The organism is Bariatricus sp. HCP28S3_F11 (assembly GCF_052065395.1).
Lineage (GTDB): Bacteria > Bacillota > Clostridia > Lachnospirales > Lachnospiraceae > Allocoprococcus.
In genome coordinates, this window is the sequence record NZ_JBQHUC010000008.1 from 58197 (window position 1) to 73788 (window position 15592).

A 15592-nucleotide genomic window follows, 5' to 3' on the forward strand; every position below is an offset into this window, starting at 1 on the left:
GTTGTCCTTATGGGAAAAAAATATGGTATTGGCCTTTTCACAATCGCTTTAGTTCTTATGGCTGTGGTCACTTACGGATATCGGGCAGAATATCGATATTCTCAGGAACTTGTGGAAGAAGGGGAAAAAGAGCAGACTGAAAACAGTATCAGTCAGCAAAAAACGGTAAGTACACAGGGAGATGCTCAGAAAGATGAACTGTACTATCTGAAAGATTTGAACGGTTACGTTGTCGTCTATATGAACGATAGAACAACGGTTTATGAATATACAAATATTTTGATTTCTGATCTGCCCGATACGTATCAGAATGAAATCAAAAATGGAATGATCATCGAAGGAACGGAAAAACTCTATGGATTTCTGGAAAATTATTCCAGCTAAAGTTCGCCGGACCTCCGGATGACATAACAGAAAGGAACAAAAGAAAATGGATGAAAAAAAAATTGCCCGTATTAACGAGCTGTATCATAAATCAAAGGCAGAAGGATTGACGGAAAAAGAAAAAAAAGAACAGCAGATTCTGCGCCGTGAATATATTGAAGCATTTAAAATGAGCCTCCGGGGGCAGCTGAATAATATTTCGATTCAGGAAAAGGATGGAACAATCACAAACCTCGGAGAAAAGTATGGAAACAAAAAAGCAAATTAGGACAGAAATTTTGAAAAGAAGATCCGCACTTTCTAAAGATGAAGTAGCGGATAAGAGTAGAGCAATCTGCCGGAAAATTGTTTCCTGTGAGCAATTTGTACAGGCAGAGAGCATCCTTCTTTATCTTGATTTTAATCATGAGGTGGAGACCGGTCTGATCTGGGAAAAAGCGCAGAAAATGGGAAAACATGTCGCTGCTCCCAGGCTCATCGGCTCACAAATGGTATTTGCCCGGATCCAGTCGGAAAAGGACCTGATCCCTGGTAAATGGGGAATCTCGGAACCGAAAAAGAACTGCCCTGTTATCCGTGAACATGACAGCAGGACAGTTGTTATTATGCCGGGAGTCGCATTTGACTGCAGCAGGAACCGAATCGGTTACGGCGGCGGTTACTACGACCGGTATTTCGCCGGATATGATTCAGTTTATAAAATAGCTGCTGCATATGACCTGCAAATCGTGGAACAGGTTCCGGCAGAACCGTTTGATCTGAAACCGGACTGTATCGTGACAGAATCTCATATTTATGCAGGATAATGCAGTCTCTCTTCGGTGATATCATTCAGAACTTCATCGAGGTATTTTCTGGCAAGATAATTTGCCATTCTGAGATTCATATCCAGATAATTTCCGCAGTCCTTCGCACAGGAACCCGGTATATCTCCGGTATATTCTGCTATAAAGGTAAACATTTCCTTCATCAGTGGCACGATATCTTCGGATTCGTAATCGCCGGTCAGAAGGAGATAAAAACCGGTCCTGCATCCCATCGGACCGAAGTAAAGTGTCCGATCTCCATAAACTTCATGATTTCTAAGGAAGGTGGCACCTAAGTGTTCAATGGTATGAACTTCAGCCGTATTCATAACCGGTTCTTCATTCGGATTGGTCATACGAATGTCAAAGGTGGTCACAGGGCAGTCACCGGCAAAATCTTTCCTGGAAACGTAGAGCCCCGGAATCAGTCTGAGGTGGTCTATGGTAAAACTGGTAATTTTCTTCATGATAATCATTTCCTCCATATACATCATTTTGTATTCAATTATAACGTGGAATGATAAAAATAACAAGTAGGCGAACAGAGAACAAAAGAGAGTCAGGAGGCATAAAAATGAAACTCTATTTAATACGGCATGGTGAGACCGACTGGAACAAGACACGAAGACTTCAGGGACAGGTGGATATTCCCCTCAATGACTTCGGACGAAAGCTTGCCCGCGAAACAGCGCCGGCACTTCAGACTGTTCCCTTTGAGGTGGTCTATACGAGTCCGCTTCTTCGGGCAAAGGAAACGGCAGAACTTGTGATCGGGGGCCGGAAGATCCCGATGATCGAAGACACAAGGATTATGGAGATGGGATTTGGTGAATATGAAGGATTGATCTGTAAAGGACATGATTATAATATTCCGGATCCGGCATTTCGGAATTTCTTTCTGGCACCGGAGAAATATGACCCTCCGCAGGGAGGAGAGTCCTTCGAACAGCTTTCTGAACGGCTGCATGCATTTCTGGAAGAGATCTTTCATAAGAAAGAGCTTGCAGATAAAACGATTCTCGTCTCCACGCATGGTGCGGCTTTATGTGGTATGCTGCGTCTGATCAAGAAAGCGCCAATCGAACAATTCTGGGGCAGCGGAGTCCATAAAAATTGTGCAGTTACCGTTGTGGAAGTAAAAGACGGCAAGGCTCATATACTGGAAGAGGCTGTTACATATTACCGGGAAGAGGTTGCAGACTGGTAAAAGAAAAACTTAGGAATAAATAAAACCGGGAGAGCATGTATTATTTTACATTCTCTTCCGGTTTTTTCTATTTATTCAGGGGCGGCGCAGGATTCCCTTACCGCGAGAGAGCAGGGGAGCTGGATCTTCATCGCAGTACCGGACTGCTGCCGGATGATATGATGCAGAATCGACGCACCGTAATGTCCCATATTATAAGCAGGCGCATGGATCGTTGTGAGCGGCGGCGTCGTAAATTCGGCGATGCTGATATCATCAAACCCAATCACCGAGATGTCGTCCGGTATTCGGTATCCGTATTCCGTAAGTGCCTTGATCGCACCCATGGCGATAGGATCGCTGGCTGCAAAAATCGCCGTCGGAAGCGTTTTGCTTCGGATCAAATCACAAGTCATCTCATAGCCGGAATCAATTCGGAATAATCCCTCCCTGAGATATGGTTTATAATGAATCTGATGCTCCTCACAATAGCTCACGAACACCTTTTTGCGGTAATCCGGATAAAGCTGTTCAGGGCTGACATATTCCTTGCCGGTCAGGAAACCGATTTCCTTGTGACCAAGTCCGGTCAAATAATCCATCACAAGCTTTACCGCATGTTCAAAATCGATCATGATTGTGGAGATATCCGGATTTTTAACCGGCATATCAAGAAACAGAATCTTTGGATTTAAGCTTACCAGAGATTCAACTTCTGTTTTACTGAATTTGCCGATACAAATAATGCAATCTACGTCTTTTAACGCGTCAAAATAATTGACATCACTCTTATATGTTCTTACCACCTGTATATTATGTGAAATGCAGTAGTCCTCGATTCCCTGGCGGATCAGGAGATAGTAGCTGTCCTCAAGTTCCTGCTGGGAAGAAAACCACTGGACGATCCCCATGGTGAACGCCGTCTTCACGGAAACGCGATTTCTTTTAACATAATGCATCTTATTGGCAGTATCCAGAACCTTCTGACGTGTCTCCGGTGAGACGTTGAGTGTCTCGTCATTATTTAAAATCCTGGAAACAGCCGCTGCCGAAACATTTGCCGCTGCAGCGATATCTTTAATGGTTGCCATAAAAGTCCCCCTTGATATTTGCAAGTTTACTATATTTTACTATTATAGCAAACTCAAATGGAAAATGAAAGATAAAGATTGCGTACAAAAGGATATTTCCGTACTTATCCTTCACTTTACACAAAAATCAAGCAGTAAATTTGTGCATAAATTTTAGTAAATTTATATTGAATATTTACTAAATATGTTGTATGATTTAGTTAATCAAAAATGTACGAAATAAACGGAGGGAACGTCATGAGACAAATCAATCAGATTGTGGAAGAAATGAAAGCCGGAGCTTTTCGAGAACTGTTAAGAGATATTTACGTAGACGAGGGAGTGATTGGATATCAGGAAGAACGCTATGTGAGAGCGCTTGGCGAATATGTGAAGATCTTCGGAGAACAGGAAGTAGAAATCTACAGTGCTCCGGGACGAAGCGAAGTAGGCGGCAATCATACCGATCATCAGCACGGCATGGTTCTGGCAACTTCAATTAATCTGGATGCCATCGCGATCGTAAATAAGAACGAGGATTCCAGCGTGAACGTTTACTCAGACGGTTACGGAATGATCGAACTATGTGCTGACGAGCTGAAAAAACGTCCGGAGGAAGAAAGCACTTCAGCCGGTCTGATCCGCGGTGTGCTTGCCGGACTGAGTGAAAGAGGATATAAAGTCGGCGGATTTAACGCGTATGTGACAAGCGATGTGCTGAACGGTGCAGGAATGTCTTCCTCCGCAGCATTTGAGACGATCATCGGCACCATCATATCCGGATTATATAACGATATGGTGATCAGCATGGTTGAAATCGCGCAGGTGGGACAGTATGCAGAGAACGTATACTTTGGAAAACCTTGCGGACTGATGGATCAGACAGCATGTGCAGTCGGCGGACTGATCCACATTGATTTCGCAGATCCGGCAAAACCGATCGTAGAGAAAGTAAATGTTGACTTTGAAGAACACAAATACAGCCTTTGCATCGTTGACACAAAGGGATCTCATCACGATCTTACCGATGACTATGCAAAGATTCCGGAAGAAATGAAGCTCGTTGCAGAATTCTTCGGAAAAGAATTCCTTCGTGAAGTTCCAAAAGCAGATTTCTATGCAAATATTGCTGCACTTCGCGAGAAGACAGGAGACCGCCCGGTGCTTCGTGCGCTGCATTTTTTCGAAGATAATGACAGAGTGACAGATCAGGTAAACGCACTAAATAACGGAGATTTCGAAGGCTTCCTGAAAATGATCAAACAGTCCGGCGATTCATCTTTTAAGTATCTGCAGAACATTTATACCAACAAGGACGTACAGAATCAGAGCATGTCCATTGCACTTGCAGTCAGCGAAATGACTCTGAAAGATCACGGAGTATGTCGTGTACACGGAGGCGGATTCGCCGGAACGATTCAGGCTTTTGTACAGAATGATTTCGTGGAAACTTACCGCGCAGCACTGGATGCCGTATTCGGAGAGGGCGCATGTCATGTACTGAAAGTGCGTAAATACGGCGGAATGAAAGTAATGTAATAATTCAGCATAAAGAAGTTGGAAAGGAAGAAAAAGAAATGATTTATGAAGCGGTTGCGAAACTGATGCAGTATGGTAGAACAACAGGACTGGTAGCGGCAGAAGATGAGATTTACGTTACAAACCAGGTGTTGGAAGCACTCAATCTGTCCGAGTATGAGAAACCGGAACAGATCCCGGAAGAAGTGGAACTTGAGGACATTCTGAAAGAGATCACCGATTACGCAGTAAGCCGGGGTATGATCGAAGATTCTGTTGTTTACCGTGATCTGTTCGATACAAAGATTATGGGAAAACTGGTTCCGGCTCCAAGTACTGTAATTGCAAATTTCAATGAACTCTATCAGGAAGGACCAAAATGCGCGACTGATTATTTCTATAAATTAAGTCAGGACAGTGATTACATCAGAAGATACCGTATCAAAAAGGATCAGAAATGGCTTACTTCCACAGAATATGGTGAACTTGAGATCACCATCAATCTATCAAAACCGGAAAAGGATCCGAAAGCAATCGCTGCGGCAAAGACGGCGAAACAGAGCGGATATCCGAAATGCCTTCTCTGTAAAGAAAATGAAGGTTATGCAGGCCGTGTAAACCATCCGGCCCGCCAGAACCACAGAATTATTCCGGTTGTAATCGACGACAAAAACTGGGGATTCCAGTATTCACCATATGTGTATTACAATGAACACTGTATCGTATTTAACGGCGAGCATGTACCGATGAAGATTGAGGAAGCTACATTTGCAAAACTCCTTGATTTCGTAACACAGTTCCCACATTATTTCGTTGGTTCCAATGCTGACCTCCCGATCGTAGGAGGATCCATCTTAAGCCACGATCATTTCCAGGGCGGCAATCATGAATTTGCCATGGCAAAAGCTCCGGTTGTAAGAGAATGTACGATTCCGGGATTCGAAGACGTCCATGCAGGAATTGTAAAATGGCCGATGTCCGTTATCCGTCTTCAGAGCCGTGAAAAAGAGCGCCTCATCAAAGCGGCAGCCCACATCCTGGAAGTCTGGAGAGGATATACAGACGAAGAAGCATTTATCTTCGCTGAGACTGACGGAGAACCGCACAATACGATCACTCCGATCGCACGTATGAGAAACGGACAGTTCGAGCTGGATCTGGTTCTAAGGAACAACATCACGACAGAAGAGCACCCGCTGGGTGTATACCATCCACATGCAAAACTTCATCATATCAAGAAAGAGAATATCGGCTTGATCGAAGTGATGGGACTTGCCGTACTCCCGGCGAGACTGAAACAGGAAATGGAAGAGCTTGCCAAAGCGATCCTTGCAGGAAGCGATATCCGTGCAGATGAAATGCTGGAGAAGCATGCTGACTGGGTTGAGGAATTCCTTCCGAATTACAGCGAGGTGAATGAAGGAAATATTATGGATATTCTTCATGAAGAGATTGGTAAGGTATTCAGTCAGGTGCTGGAAGACGCCGGAGTTTATAAGCAGACAGAGGATGGACAGAAGGCATTTGATCGGTTTGTAAGTAGTTTGTAAGAGGGGAATTAGTTTGTAAAGGGACGCCCCGCCCAATTCCATATTGTATTCCGGACACGCTTGCGCTCGGGAAAAAACGCAGCGGTACTATGATGCCAGGTTGTCGCCTGCCCGGCGACTCCTGCCATCAAGTGCCGGCGTTTTTTACGGTCCGGAATACAACATGGGATTGGGCGGGGCTGTGCTTTGCAAAACTTTAGGAGTAAGGTTGTTTGAGGGACGGATGGCGCCTTACGGCTTATCCTGGGAAAATATTAAGATGATAAGTTGTGAATGATAATTATTATGTACTTTTAGAAGAAAATATGAATTAAGTACGGTATAAGCAGGGATGTTTGGTTGATGATAGAAAAAGCATGTTCAACATGTAATAGTTAATAATTTGAGTTTCAGGCGATTTGTGATGTCCGTTTTGGAAATGAGGATACGATATCAAGACCGTATATTGCGTTTTTGGGTGTTCTTGTGTATGTATTAGGGATTGTGACTATTTTGAATCCGGATGGAGTTCATTTTTTCCTGAGCCGGTGGAAATATAATAATCCGGAGTTGTCTGAGCCCGGGCGATTGTTGGAGCAGATAGGCGGAGGTTTTATCGTTGTGATCGGTATAGGGATTATGACGGGTGCTTTATTACTTCTAGTATAACGTCCAGTTATTTTCGAGATGCTATATTAGTATTGTAATCTGTAGAGACGGAGTGTATAATTACAATTAATTTGAGAGAATTTGAAAGAGAGAGGTGAAAAGATGAGAAGATAATCGACTTTTGTGAGCATGAAAATGGATTTTTTCCGAAATGATTTTTTCATTTCGCATTTTTTCGTGTTGCCAAAAGTGGATTATGTTCTCATAACCTCTCTTTTTTGGTGCGATTTTGTGAGATTTTAGACTGGTTGTGGGGCTGTCCTTTAGGGCGATACGGGATCGGAGGGTTAATTATGGCACAGATCAGTGTGAATGATCTTACTTTTTATTATGAAGGAAGTCCGGACAATATATTTGAGCATGTTTCATTTTCTATTGATACGAACTGGAAACTTGGGTTCGTCGGGAGGAACGGGAAGGGGAAAACGACTTTTTTGAATCTTCTGCTGGGAAAGTATGAATATCTGGGGGCGATCAACAGAAGTGTTGTTGTTGATTATTTTCCTTACCAGGTAAAGACGGAGGATTTTAAGAAAACGGCTTTTGAATTGATCGAGGCGTGGAAACCGGGATGTGAGGAATGGAGAGTGTTTTGTGAGCTGGATAAGCTTGGAGTGGATGGCGAAGTGCTATATCGTTCGTTCGAAACGCTGAGCTTTGGCGAACGAACGAAGGTGATGCTGGCGGTTCTTTTTTCCAGGGAAAATGATTTTCTTCTGATTGATGAGCCGACGAATCATCTGGATCAGGATTCCCGGGAAATTGTAAAGAAATATTTTGTCGGAAAGAAGGGATTTATACTGGTTTCCCATGACAGGGATCTGCTGGATGCCTGCATCAATCATGTTCTGGTTTTGAATCGGAAGACGATCGAGGTGCAGGCGGGAAATTTCTCAAGCTGGTGGGAGAATAAGAACCGGAAGGATGCGTTTGTAAGGCGGGAAAATGAAAAGCATAAGAAAGAGATCCGGAAATTGAAATCTGCGTCTGAGCGGACTCGGGAGTGGGCGGACAAAATTATGACAGAGGCAGTCCGGCAAATATGTCAAATTGCTTTTGATGAGCTTGATATTTTGCGGATCACCGGGCTGGTATATAATCCAAACAATGCATCCAAAAAAGTCCTTGAGAAAAATGGATTTGCAATGGAAGGCACGATGAAACAGGCCGTTGTGAAGGATGGGAGTATTTATGATCTCTGTATTTTGGGGAAACTGAGGTAGAATAGTATGGACAAAGAAATTCCATTCAAACACCCAGATAAACGGCGTGAGAGCATTGATCATACTGTTGTGCTGCACCGAGTATTTGAATCGACATCTGCCGGCCCGAAAATACCGATACACGAATTATTTGCCGTTTGCCTGATTGCTGTCATCAATGAAGGAATCAAACTTACCAGCCGAAAAAGGAGAGAATATAATCACACAAAATAATAATCCGTATTACTCCGTTATATTGAATGGTATTTCAGCTATCATACTCCCGTCTTTGAACTAGTCAGCCCCGCCCATCTGTCCCATCTATGCCAGGACCGTAAAAAACGCCGGCACTTGATGGCAGAAGCCGCACAAAATGCGGCGTCCTGGCATCATAGTACCGCTGCGTTTTTTCCCGAGCGAAAGCGTGTCCAGGTATAGACGGGACAGGTGGGCGGGGCGTCCCTTAGTCCAAATCCCCTCTAATCTTCATCATCCCCCGAAGCCGTATAAGTCTGACGTTTTCTCGCCATCTCATCGCTTGCAAGGTATTCATCATAAGTCGTGATCTTATCGATCATCTTACCTCCCGGCATAATTTCCATAATACGGTTTGCGGTAGTCTCAACGATCTGGTGGTCACGGGAAGCGAAGAGCAGTACTCCCGGGAATTTTTCCATTCCGTTGTTGAGTGCGGTAATTGCTTCCATATCCAGGTGGTCAGTCGGCTCGTCCAGAATCAGGACATTCGCACCGGAAATCATCATTTTCGAGAGCAGACAGCGCACTTTCTCGCCTCCGGAGAGCACTTTAACTTTCTTGACACCGTCTTCACCGGCAAAAAGCATTCTTCCGAGGAAGCCGCGTACATAGGTCACATCCTTGACTTCGGAATACTGTGTCAGCCATTCCACGATAGTGTCATCGTTGTCGAATTCTTTCCCGCTGTCTTTCGGGAAATACGCCTGCGAAGTGGTAACACCCCATTTATAGGTTCCCTCATCCGGTTCCATTTCTCCGATCAGGATCTGGAAGAGTACCGTTTTAGCAAATTCATTTCCACCGACAAATGCGACTTTATCGTCATGATTGAGTGTGAAAGAAATATTGTCCAGAATTTTCACACCGTCAATTGTCTTGGAAATTCCGTCGACTGTAAGCACTTCATTTCCGATCTCACGATTTGGCTTGAAATCGATATAAGGATATTTGCGGCTGGAAGGGCGGATCTCTTCAAGCTGAATCTTCTCCAACGCGCGCTTTCTGGAAGTCGCCTGACGGGATTTGGAAGCGTTGGCGCTGAATCGGGAAATGAATTCCTGTAATTCTTTGATTTTTTCTTCCTTTTTCTTGTTCGCTTCTTTCATCTGACGAATCAAAAGCTGACTGGATTCATACCAGAAATCATAGTTTCCGGCATAAAGCTGAATCTTTCCATAATCAATGTCTGCAATCTGTGTACAGACTTTATTCAGGAAATAACGGTCGTGGGATACAACAATCACAGTATTATCAAAGTTGATCAGGAATTCTTCCAGCCATGCGATCGCATCCAGGTCCAAATGGTTGGTCGGCTCGTCCAGAAGCAGAATATCCGGTGATCCGAACAGGGCTTGCGCAAGAAGTACTTTGACCTTCTGTGCACCGGTCAAATCCTTCATCAAAGTATAATGAAGCTCTGTCTCAATACCAAGTCCATTCAGAAGTGTAGCTGCATCGGATTCTGCCTCCCACCCGTTCAGCGTGGCAAATTCGGCCTCCAGCTCGCTTGCTTTGATTCCGTCTTCATCGGTAAAATCTTCTTTTGCATAGATGACTTCCTTTTCCTTCATGATCTCATAAAGGCGCGCATTTCCCATAATGACTGTGTCCAGAACCGGATACTGGTCATATTTAAAGTGGTCCTGCTGCAGGAATGACAGACGATCCCCCGGTGAAATGATTACTTCCCCGGAAGTCGGTTCAAGCTGTCCGGAAAGAATTTTCAAAAAGGTTGACTTTCCGGCTCCGTTCGCTCCAATCAGGCCATAGCAGTTTCCTTCCGTAAATTTAATATTTACATCTTCAAACAATGCCTTTTTCCCGACACGGAGCGTTACATTACTTGTGCTTATCATAAAGTTTAATCTCCTTCATATAAAAATATCTGATTTTAGGTAGTCCACGCATAATCGTAACATGCCTTGATGAATAACGCAAGTTAATTCATGCAGATTGTTCATATACCGTGAAAGAGGAAAATGACTTTCTTTTGTTGCAAAAAAACGTTTCCATTTCTAAACCAATATGATAAGATTATAGAAAAAGTAAACGTTCGGAGGAAATGAATATTATGACATACTCCAAAGAAATGGTAGATCTGAAATTTGCGAAAAGTGCATACTGGAATTTCCTTTTATGGGGGATCTGCTCTTCACTTGGAATGACGATATCGACCTTCGTTGATGCACTTCTGGTCGGAAATCTGGTCGGAAGCCAGGGGCTCGCCGTGACAAATCTTTCTACTCCGGTCTTTCTGGCATACGCATTGTTTGGGCTGACACTTGGAGTGGGTGCCAACGTATACATAGGGCGCCTGCTTGGTTCCTCCAATGTTGAAAAAGCAAACCGGGCTTTTCATTCTGTACTTGCAATTGGGCTTGGCATCAGTATCTGCTGTCTGATTCCTGCAGTTCTCCTTCGAAAGGAGCTGTTGGGGTTTTTGGGGGCAGGAGGAGAGTTGTATTCTCTCGCCGAACAATATTTGATTGTGGTATTTTGTTCTGCACCGGTTTTTATCATGTATCATATTCTTTCTGTTTCCGTGCGGACAGACGGTGACCCGAAACTTGCAGCATCAGCTTCCGCAGTCGTGATCTTGACGAATCTGACCTTGGATATTCTGTTTATGAAGGTGCTGAACCGGGGAATTATAGGAGCATCTTCTTCTTTATGTATTGCAGAAGGACTTGGTCTTATCGTACTGATGTCCCATTTCTTGAAAAAGCAGTCCTTGCTCCGGTTGGGACTTGTTACTCCGAGAATGAAGGAACTCCGCAATTTTGTTGTTAACGGATTTGGTGTGGGGTCGGCATATATTTTCCAGGGACTTGTCATGCTTGTTTTTAATATGCTTCTATTATTATATGGCAAGGAACAAGGCGTTTTGCAGGTAGCGGTATTCGGAGTGATCTATACCATCAGCATGGCACCGTTCGCAGTATTTGACGGGGCCGGTAATGCGCTGGCAGTCGTGACCTCTATTTTTGCAGGCGAGCGGGACAGCGAAAGCATGATTGCGATCCTGCGTCAGGGTATGAAAGCAGCTGTGATCGCGGGAGGAATTTTCGGAATAATCTGTATCCTGTTTGCGAAAAATTTGGCCGGCTTTTTCGGCCTGGATCTGGCGGCGGTGCCATATGCAGAATCGGCAATCCGGATATTTGCATTCAGCATTATTTTCACAGGGATCAATATGGTAGCAACGGCCTTCTGGCAGGCAATCGGACGGGCGAAGCTGGCAGGTGCCATGTCCACATTGCGCAATTTTCTTCTGATGCTGATTTTTGGAAGTCTGTTGATTGCCAGATGGCAGATCAAAGGACTTGCTCTTACTTATGTGTTGGTGGAAGGAATCGGCACGCTTTTTGTTGCAATCGTACATAAATATCAAAGTTCTTATCCTTATATAACCGAAAAATATCATGTAGTGGGACATGTCTTTGAAAATAATTATCCAATCCATGCCGAGAGTGTGGAACACATTTCTTCAGATCTGGATTCCGTTTGTGAGGAATGGGAAATCAGCCCGAAACAATCGTTTTTTATTCATTTTATTGCCGAAGAACTTCTACTCAACATCATTAAGTTCGGACTCAGGGAAAAAGGTGAAAAACGTTATGTTGCCATTAAGCTGCTGGAGAACGAAGACGAATATATCATTCGTATACGGGATAATGTCCATACATATAACCCCTTTGATTCCAGCGGGGATGAGATTGATAATGGTGTATTAAAACTGATCACAAAAAAAGCAAAATACTATTATTATCAGCGAAAACTTATTTTTAACTATTTATACTTAATAATATGATTTGGAGAATGGAATTGTGAATTGTAATTTTGTATTTCAGGATGACCAGGAACTGCACAGACTAACCGTACAGAACAGACTGCTCAGAGAGTATGAGCTTCCGGTTTTGCGACGGATTCTTTCCGGTAAATCCGATGTCCGGATTCTGGATATCGGCTGCAATGATGGTCACAAAACAGTAAACCTGTTTTCGGATTTTCCCGGTGTACAGGTAATCGGACTTGAATATCTCGAAGATCTGGCTGCAAGGGCAGTTTGCCTTCATGGGAATGATCATTTTACTTTTTGCCGGTGCGATGTGGAAGAACGTGATTTTGCACAGATCCTCACTGATGTAATGAAAACCAGAAAGATTGAGGCATTTGATGTGATCTATCTTTCTTTCGTACTGATGCATCTTGCCAATCCCCAAAAGCTACTTGTTATCCTTCAGCAATTTCTTGCCGAGGATGGGAGGGTGGTCATTGTCGAACCAAGTGATCGCACATCCAGGCTTGTTCCGGATGAAGAGGATCTGTTGGGAACGTTTCTGGAAATTCTATCCAGTGATCCGCTGGCCGGAAACAGAACCTGTGGATATGATCTTCCAAAGCTGCTTGCATCAAGCGGGTACCAAGATATAATTATAGAACAGGAAGCAATCTCCTGTAAACCGGAAGAACTTGCTAAAAAACAGGATATTTTTGAAACCTTTTTTTCCTATCTCCCGCAGGATCTGGATATTTTATGCGAGCAGAACCCGGAGAATCCCCAATATAAAGAATGGAAAACATGGATGGATCTTCATTATGAGACTTTAAAACAATCTGTTTGTCAGAAAAATGCAAAGATTTCCATGGGACTTCTGATCGTATCTTGTACCAGGAGGTAGTAGATGGAAAATATTTTAGTCGGAAAGGGACCGGAAAAAGAACGATTCTATTTAAAAGAGCTACAGGAAGAAGATTTGGATATGGCTGTCACGCTCTGTGACCGGTGCGTGGGTGTAAACCTATATCCAAGGAAAGAACTTGCTTCTGCAATTCAACGTAAAAATCATTTTTTTTATCTTCTTCTTACGTCAGACGGGAAAGCGGCGGGATATATTTATTTTTTTACCACTGTCATAAAGGAATTATCGACACGTGCCAGACTGCCGGAGGATCAAATCGCAGCAGTTTGTTCAAATAAGGAAGGGGTAATCGGAAACATTCAGTCAATTGGTGTCGCGGATGCTTTCCGCGGGAAAGGACTCTCTGTTTCTTTATTGGAGTTCAGCCTCAAAAATCTTGCAGAGCTCATGGCAGATACTGCATTTATTGTATGCTGGAAGATCGGGAAAAGAGTCCCGCTTCGCGCATCACTTGAAAAACTGGATTTCTGTTATCTCAGCGATGCGCATAAAGTCTGGTATGATCTTCCGGATTTAATCTGCCCGTATTGCGCAGGACGATGCAAATGCGACGCGGCGGTATACTATAAACCACTCACAAAGGAGGATGCACTATGAAAATGAAGCTGTTGCCTAAATTTATACTATCCCTTGGGGCAATGGGAGCCGTCTTAACTGTAACGATCTCTTTTTTCAGCTATGAAACGTCAAAAAAATCATTAGAAGAAATGTATGCGAAACAGGTGACGGTAGGAAGTGAAAGTATTGCTACGATGCTTTCAGTGGATGATGTCCGGGATATAATCGGTGAAAACGGCGATGAGACAGAAGCATATAGAGAAACGGAAGCGCTTTTCAATCAGTTAAAGGAAGACGGTGAGATTACTTATTTGTCTCTGGTGGTTCCGGATGAGGACAGCGTGACATTTTACATAGATGCAATGGTGGAAGAAATGGGAGATGATCCGGCAAATCAGATTCCATATGGTTCCGATATTCTGTATACGGATGCAGCTCAGGATGAAAAGGACCTGGAGAAATATGAACTGATCTGGGATCTCTATTCAGAGAATAAGGGAACAGACACACCGGTCATAACAGATAACTCTTATGGATACAACTATACTTCCGTTTCTCCGGTTCTGGATGAGAATGGAAATGCGATTGCGGAGATCCAATATATCCTTGATATGCAGAAGGTACGTGGGGAACTGAATTCTTTCCTTTATAAGATGCTGCTGATCGCTTTTCTGAATATCGTTGTTGTAATCATGCTTTACGTCGTATTTGTACGCAACAGTATTACAAAGCCGGTAAGTAAACTCGCTCTATTTACCAAAAAGATCATAGAATCCGGAGAGTTTAACAGGCAACATTTTGAAATGAAGACCGGGGATGAAATCGAAGATCTCGGTCACTCATTCAATTATATGCTTGAAGAACTGGAAATCTATATCGATAATCTTGCCAAAGTTACAGCTGAAAAGGAACGGATCGGTGCAGAACTGAGTGTGGCTACCCAGATTCAGGCGAGCATGCTTCCATGCATTTTCCCTGCGTTCCCGGATCGCCCTGAATTTGATGTCTATGCCACGATGCAGCCGGCAAAAGAAGTCGGGGGAGATTTTTATGATTTCTTCCTTGTGGATGAGGACCATCTTGCTCTTGTCATTGCTGATGTGTCCGGCAAAGGAGTTCCGGCAGCACTTTTCATGGTCATTGCCAAGACTTTGCTGAAGAATAGTGCACAGACCGGCGCTTCACCAAAAGAAATTCTGGAAAAGGTGAACAACCAGCTCTGTGAAAATAATGATGCAGAAATGTTCGTTACAGTATGGATTGGAATTCTGCAGATTTCCACAGGAAAGATTGTCTGTGCAAATGCAGGCCATGAATATCCGGCAATCCGCCATGCCGGAGGATGTTATGAACTCGTGAAAGATAAACATGGTTTTGTTCTGGCCGGAATGGAAGGTGCCAGATACCGTGAGTATGAGCTTCAGCTTAAACAGGGCGACGGCCTGTATGTATATACGGATGGTGTGGTCGAAGCGACCAATGCGAATCAGGAGCTTTACGGAACAGAACGGATGCTGGCCGCACTGAACATAAATCCTCATGCAATACCAGAAGAGCAGCTTCCTGCTGTGAAAGCAGATATTGATTCGTTTGTCGGAGATGCACCTCAGTTTGACGATATCACAATGCTTGGCCTGTATTATCGGGGACCGGCAGGAAACAGTCAATAAAAATGGTTCAGAATGGTCATAAACAGTTATATTCGGCCT

General features: G+C 43.7%; 15 protein-coding genes. 12 read left to right on the plus strand and 3 right to left on the minus strand.

Annotated features, from left to right (window positions below; translation table 11 throughout):
* The first annotated feature begins 9 nt into the window (after positions 1–9).
* Genes ACTNBR_RS05815 through ACTNBR_RS05825 form a run of 3 tightly spaced genes read left to right on the plus strand, consistent with a single transcriptional unit; the run spans position 10 to position 1190 of the window.
* On the plus strand, positions 10–384 hold the full coding sequence (locus ACTNBR_RS05815; RefSeq protein WP_441017028.1) for a hypothetical protein: 375 nt from the start codon (positions 10–12) through the stop codon (positions 382–384).
* Positions 385–430: 46 nt separating this feature from the next.
* Positions 431–652: a DUF896 domain-containing protein gene (locus ACTNBR_RS05820; RefSeq protein ID WP_427806546.1), complete on the plus strand. Its 222-nt coding sequence runs from the start codon at positions 431–433 to the stop codon at positions 650–652.
* A 10-nt stretch (positions 653–662) separates the two neighbouring features.
* Positions 663–1190: a 5-formyltetrahydrofolate cyclo-ligase gene (locus ACTNBR_RS05825; protein WP_441017031.1), complete on the plus strand. Its 528-nt coding sequence runs from the start codon at positions 663–665 to the stop codon at positions 1188–1190.
* On the opposite strand, the gene ACTNBR_RS05830 is transcribed toward ACTNBR_RS05825, so the two are convergent.
* Positions 1178–1657, minus strand: a complete 480-nt coding sequence (locus ACTNBR_RS05830) for an S-ribosylhomocysteine lyase (RefSeq protein ID WP_427806548.1) — start codon at positions 1655–1657, stop codon at positions 1178–1180. The two genes, ACTNBR_RS05825 and ACTNBR_RS05830, sit on opposite strands and share 13 nt — an antisense overlap.
* Positions 1658–1764: 107 nt before the next feature.
* Between ACTNBR_RS05830 and ACTNBR_RS05835 the strand changes: the two genes are divergently transcribed.
* Positions 1765–2397 (plus strand): histidine phosphatase family protein, encoded by a 633-nt coding sequence (locus tag ACTNBR_RS05835; protein WP_427806549.1) that lies wholly within the window; start codon positions 1765–1767, stop codon positions 2395–2397.
* Positions 2398–2468: 71 nt separating this feature from the next.
* Here the strand turns inward: ACTNBR_RS05835 and ACTNBR_RS05840 are convergent, their stop codons facing one another.
* Positions 2469–3467 carry a LacI family DNA-binding transcriptional regulator gene (locus tag ACTNBR_RS05840; RefSeq protein ID WP_427806550.1) on the minus strand — a complete coding sequence of 333 codons (999 nt, stop codon included), beginning with the start codon at positions 3465–3467 and terminating at the stop codon, positions 2469–2471.
* Positions 3468–3704: 237 nt separating this feature from the next.
* On the opposite strand from ACTNBR_RS05840, the gene ACTNBR_RS05845 reads away from it, so the two are divergent.
* The 4 genes from ACTNBR_RS05845 to ACTNBR_RS05860 all read left to right on the plus strand — a co-directional run bounded on the left by ACTNBR_RS05845 (position 3705) and on the right by ACTNBR_RS05860 (position 8598).
* Positions 3705–4985: a galactokinase gene (locus ACTNBR_RS05845; protein WP_441017034.1), complete on the plus strand. Its 1281-nt coding sequence runs from the start codon at positions 3705–3707 to the stop codon at positions 4983–4985.
* Between the two features lie 38 nt (positions 4986–5023).
* A complete protein-coding gene (gene galT, locus ACTNBR_RS05850; protein ID WP_427806552.1) occupies positions 5024–6514 on the plus strand; it encodes a UDP-glucose--hexose-1-phosphate uridylyltransferase in 1491 nt (496 codons plus the stop codon).
* A 941-nt stretch (positions 6515–7455) separates the two neighbouring features.
* Positions 7456–8385, plus strand: a complete 930-nt coding sequence (locus ACTNBR_RS05855) for a GNAT family N-acetyltransferase (protein WP_427806553.1) — start codon at positions 7456–7458, stop codon at positions 8383–8385.
* A 6-nt stretch (positions 8386–8391) separates the two neighbouring features.
* Positions 8392–8598, plus strand: a complete 207-nt coding sequence (locus ACTNBR_RS05860; protein ID WP_441017040.1) for a hypothetical protein — start codon at positions 8392–8394, stop codon at positions 8596–8598.
* 245 nt (positions 8599–8843) lie between these two features.
* Here the strand turns inward: ACTNBR_RS05860 and ACTNBR_RS05865 are convergent, their stop codons facing one another.
* Positions 8844–10478, minus strand: coding sequence for an ABC-F family ATP-binding cassette domain-containing protein (locus ACTNBR_RS05865; RefSeq protein WP_441017043.1), 1635 nt, complete (start codon positions 10476–10478; stop codon positions 8844–8846).
* Positions 10479–10684: 206 nt separating this feature from the next.
* On the opposite strand from ACTNBR_RS05865, the gene ACTNBR_RS05870 reads away from it, so the two are divergent.
* The 4 genes from ACTNBR_RS05870 to ACTNBR_RS05885 are packed head-to-tail and all read left to right on the plus strand — an operon-like array spanning position 10685 to position 15553.
* The gene (locus ACTNBR_RS05870) at positions 10685–12433 is read left to right on the plus strand and encodes an MATE family efflux transporter (protein ID WP_441017046.1); all 1749 of its coding nucleotides are present in this window, start codon (positions 10685–10687) and stop codon (positions 12431–12433) included.
* Between the two features lie 16 nt (positions 12434–12449).
* Positions 12450–13304: a class I SAM-dependent methyltransferase gene (locus ACTNBR_RS05875; protein ID WP_427806556.1), complete on the plus strand. Its 855-nt coding sequence runs from the start codon at positions 12450–12452 to the stop codon at positions 13302–13304.
* Positions 13305–13307: 3 nt separating this feature from the next.
* The gene (locus tag ACTNBR_RS05880; protein WP_427806557.1) at positions 13308–13922 is read left to right on the plus strand and encodes a hypothetical protein; all 615 of its coding nucleotides are present in this window, start codon (positions 13308–13310) and stop codon (positions 13920–13922) included.
* Complete coding sequence (locus tag ACTNBR_RS05885) at positions 13919–15553, plus strand: SpoIIE family protein phosphatase (RefSeq protein WP_441017049.1); 1635 nt, start codon at positions 13919–13921, stop codon at positions 15551–15553. Before ACTNBR_RS05880 ends, ACTNBR_RS05885 begins: the two co-directional genes overlap by 4 nt.
* Positions 15554–15592 lie beyond the last annotated feature (39 nt).

Excerpts from the sequence above, each read along its gene's own strand:
- ACTNBR_RS05815 (WP_441017028.1), top strand. The coding sequence starts at position 10 with ATGGGAAAAAAATATGGTATTGGCCTTTTCACAATCGCTTTAGTTCTT.
- ACTNBR_RS05820 (WP_427806546.1), top strand. The coding sequence starts at position 431 with ATGGATGAAAAAAAAATTGCCCGTATTAACGAGCTGTATCATAAATCA.
- ACTNBR_RS05830 (WP_427806548.1), bottom strand. The coding sequence starts at position 1,657 with ATGAAGAAAATTACCAGTTTTACCATAGACCACCTCAGACTGATTCCG.
- ACTNBR_RS05835 (WP_427806549.1), top strand. The coding sequence starts at position 1,765 with ATGAAACTCTATTTAATACGGCATGGTGAGACCGACTGGAACAAGACA.
- ACTNBR_RS05840 (WP_427806550.1), bottom strand. The coding sequence starts at position 3,467 with ATGGCAACCATTAAAGATATCGCTGCAGCGGCAAATGTTTCGGCAGCG.
- ACTNBR_RS05845 (WP_441017034.1), top strand. The coding sequence starts at position 3,705 with ATGAGACAAATCAATCAGATTGTGGAAGAAATGAAAGCCGGAGCTTTT.
- galT (WP_427806552.1), top strand. The coding sequence starts at position 5,024 with ATGATTTATGAAGCGGTTGCGAAACTGATGCAGTATGGTAGAACAACA.
- ACTNBR_RS05855 (WP_427806553.1), top strand. The coding sequence starts at position 7,456 with ATGGCACAGATCAGTGTGAATGATCTTACTTTTTATTATGAAGGAAGT.
- ACTNBR_RS05860 (WP_441017040.1), top strand. The coding sequence starts at position 8,392 with ATGGACAAAGAAATTCCATTCAAACACCCAGATAAACGGCGTGAGAGC.
- ACTNBR_RS05865 (WP_441017043.1), bottom strand. The coding sequence starts at position 10,478 with ATGATAAGCACAAGTAATGTAACGCTCCGTGTCGGGAAAAAGGCATTG.
- ACTNBR_RS05870 (WP_441017046.1), top strand. The coding sequence starts at position 10,685 with ATGAATATTATGACATACTCCAAAGAAATGGTAGATCTGAAATTTGCG.
- ACTNBR_RS05880 (WP_427806557.1), top strand. The coding sequence starts at position 13,308 with ATGGAAAATATTTTAGTCGGAAAGGGACCGGAAAAAGAACGATTCTAT.
- ACTNBR_RS05885 (WP_441017049.1), top strand. The coding sequence starts at position 13,919 with ATGAAAATGAAGCTGTTGCCTAAATTTATACTATCCCTTGGGGCAATG.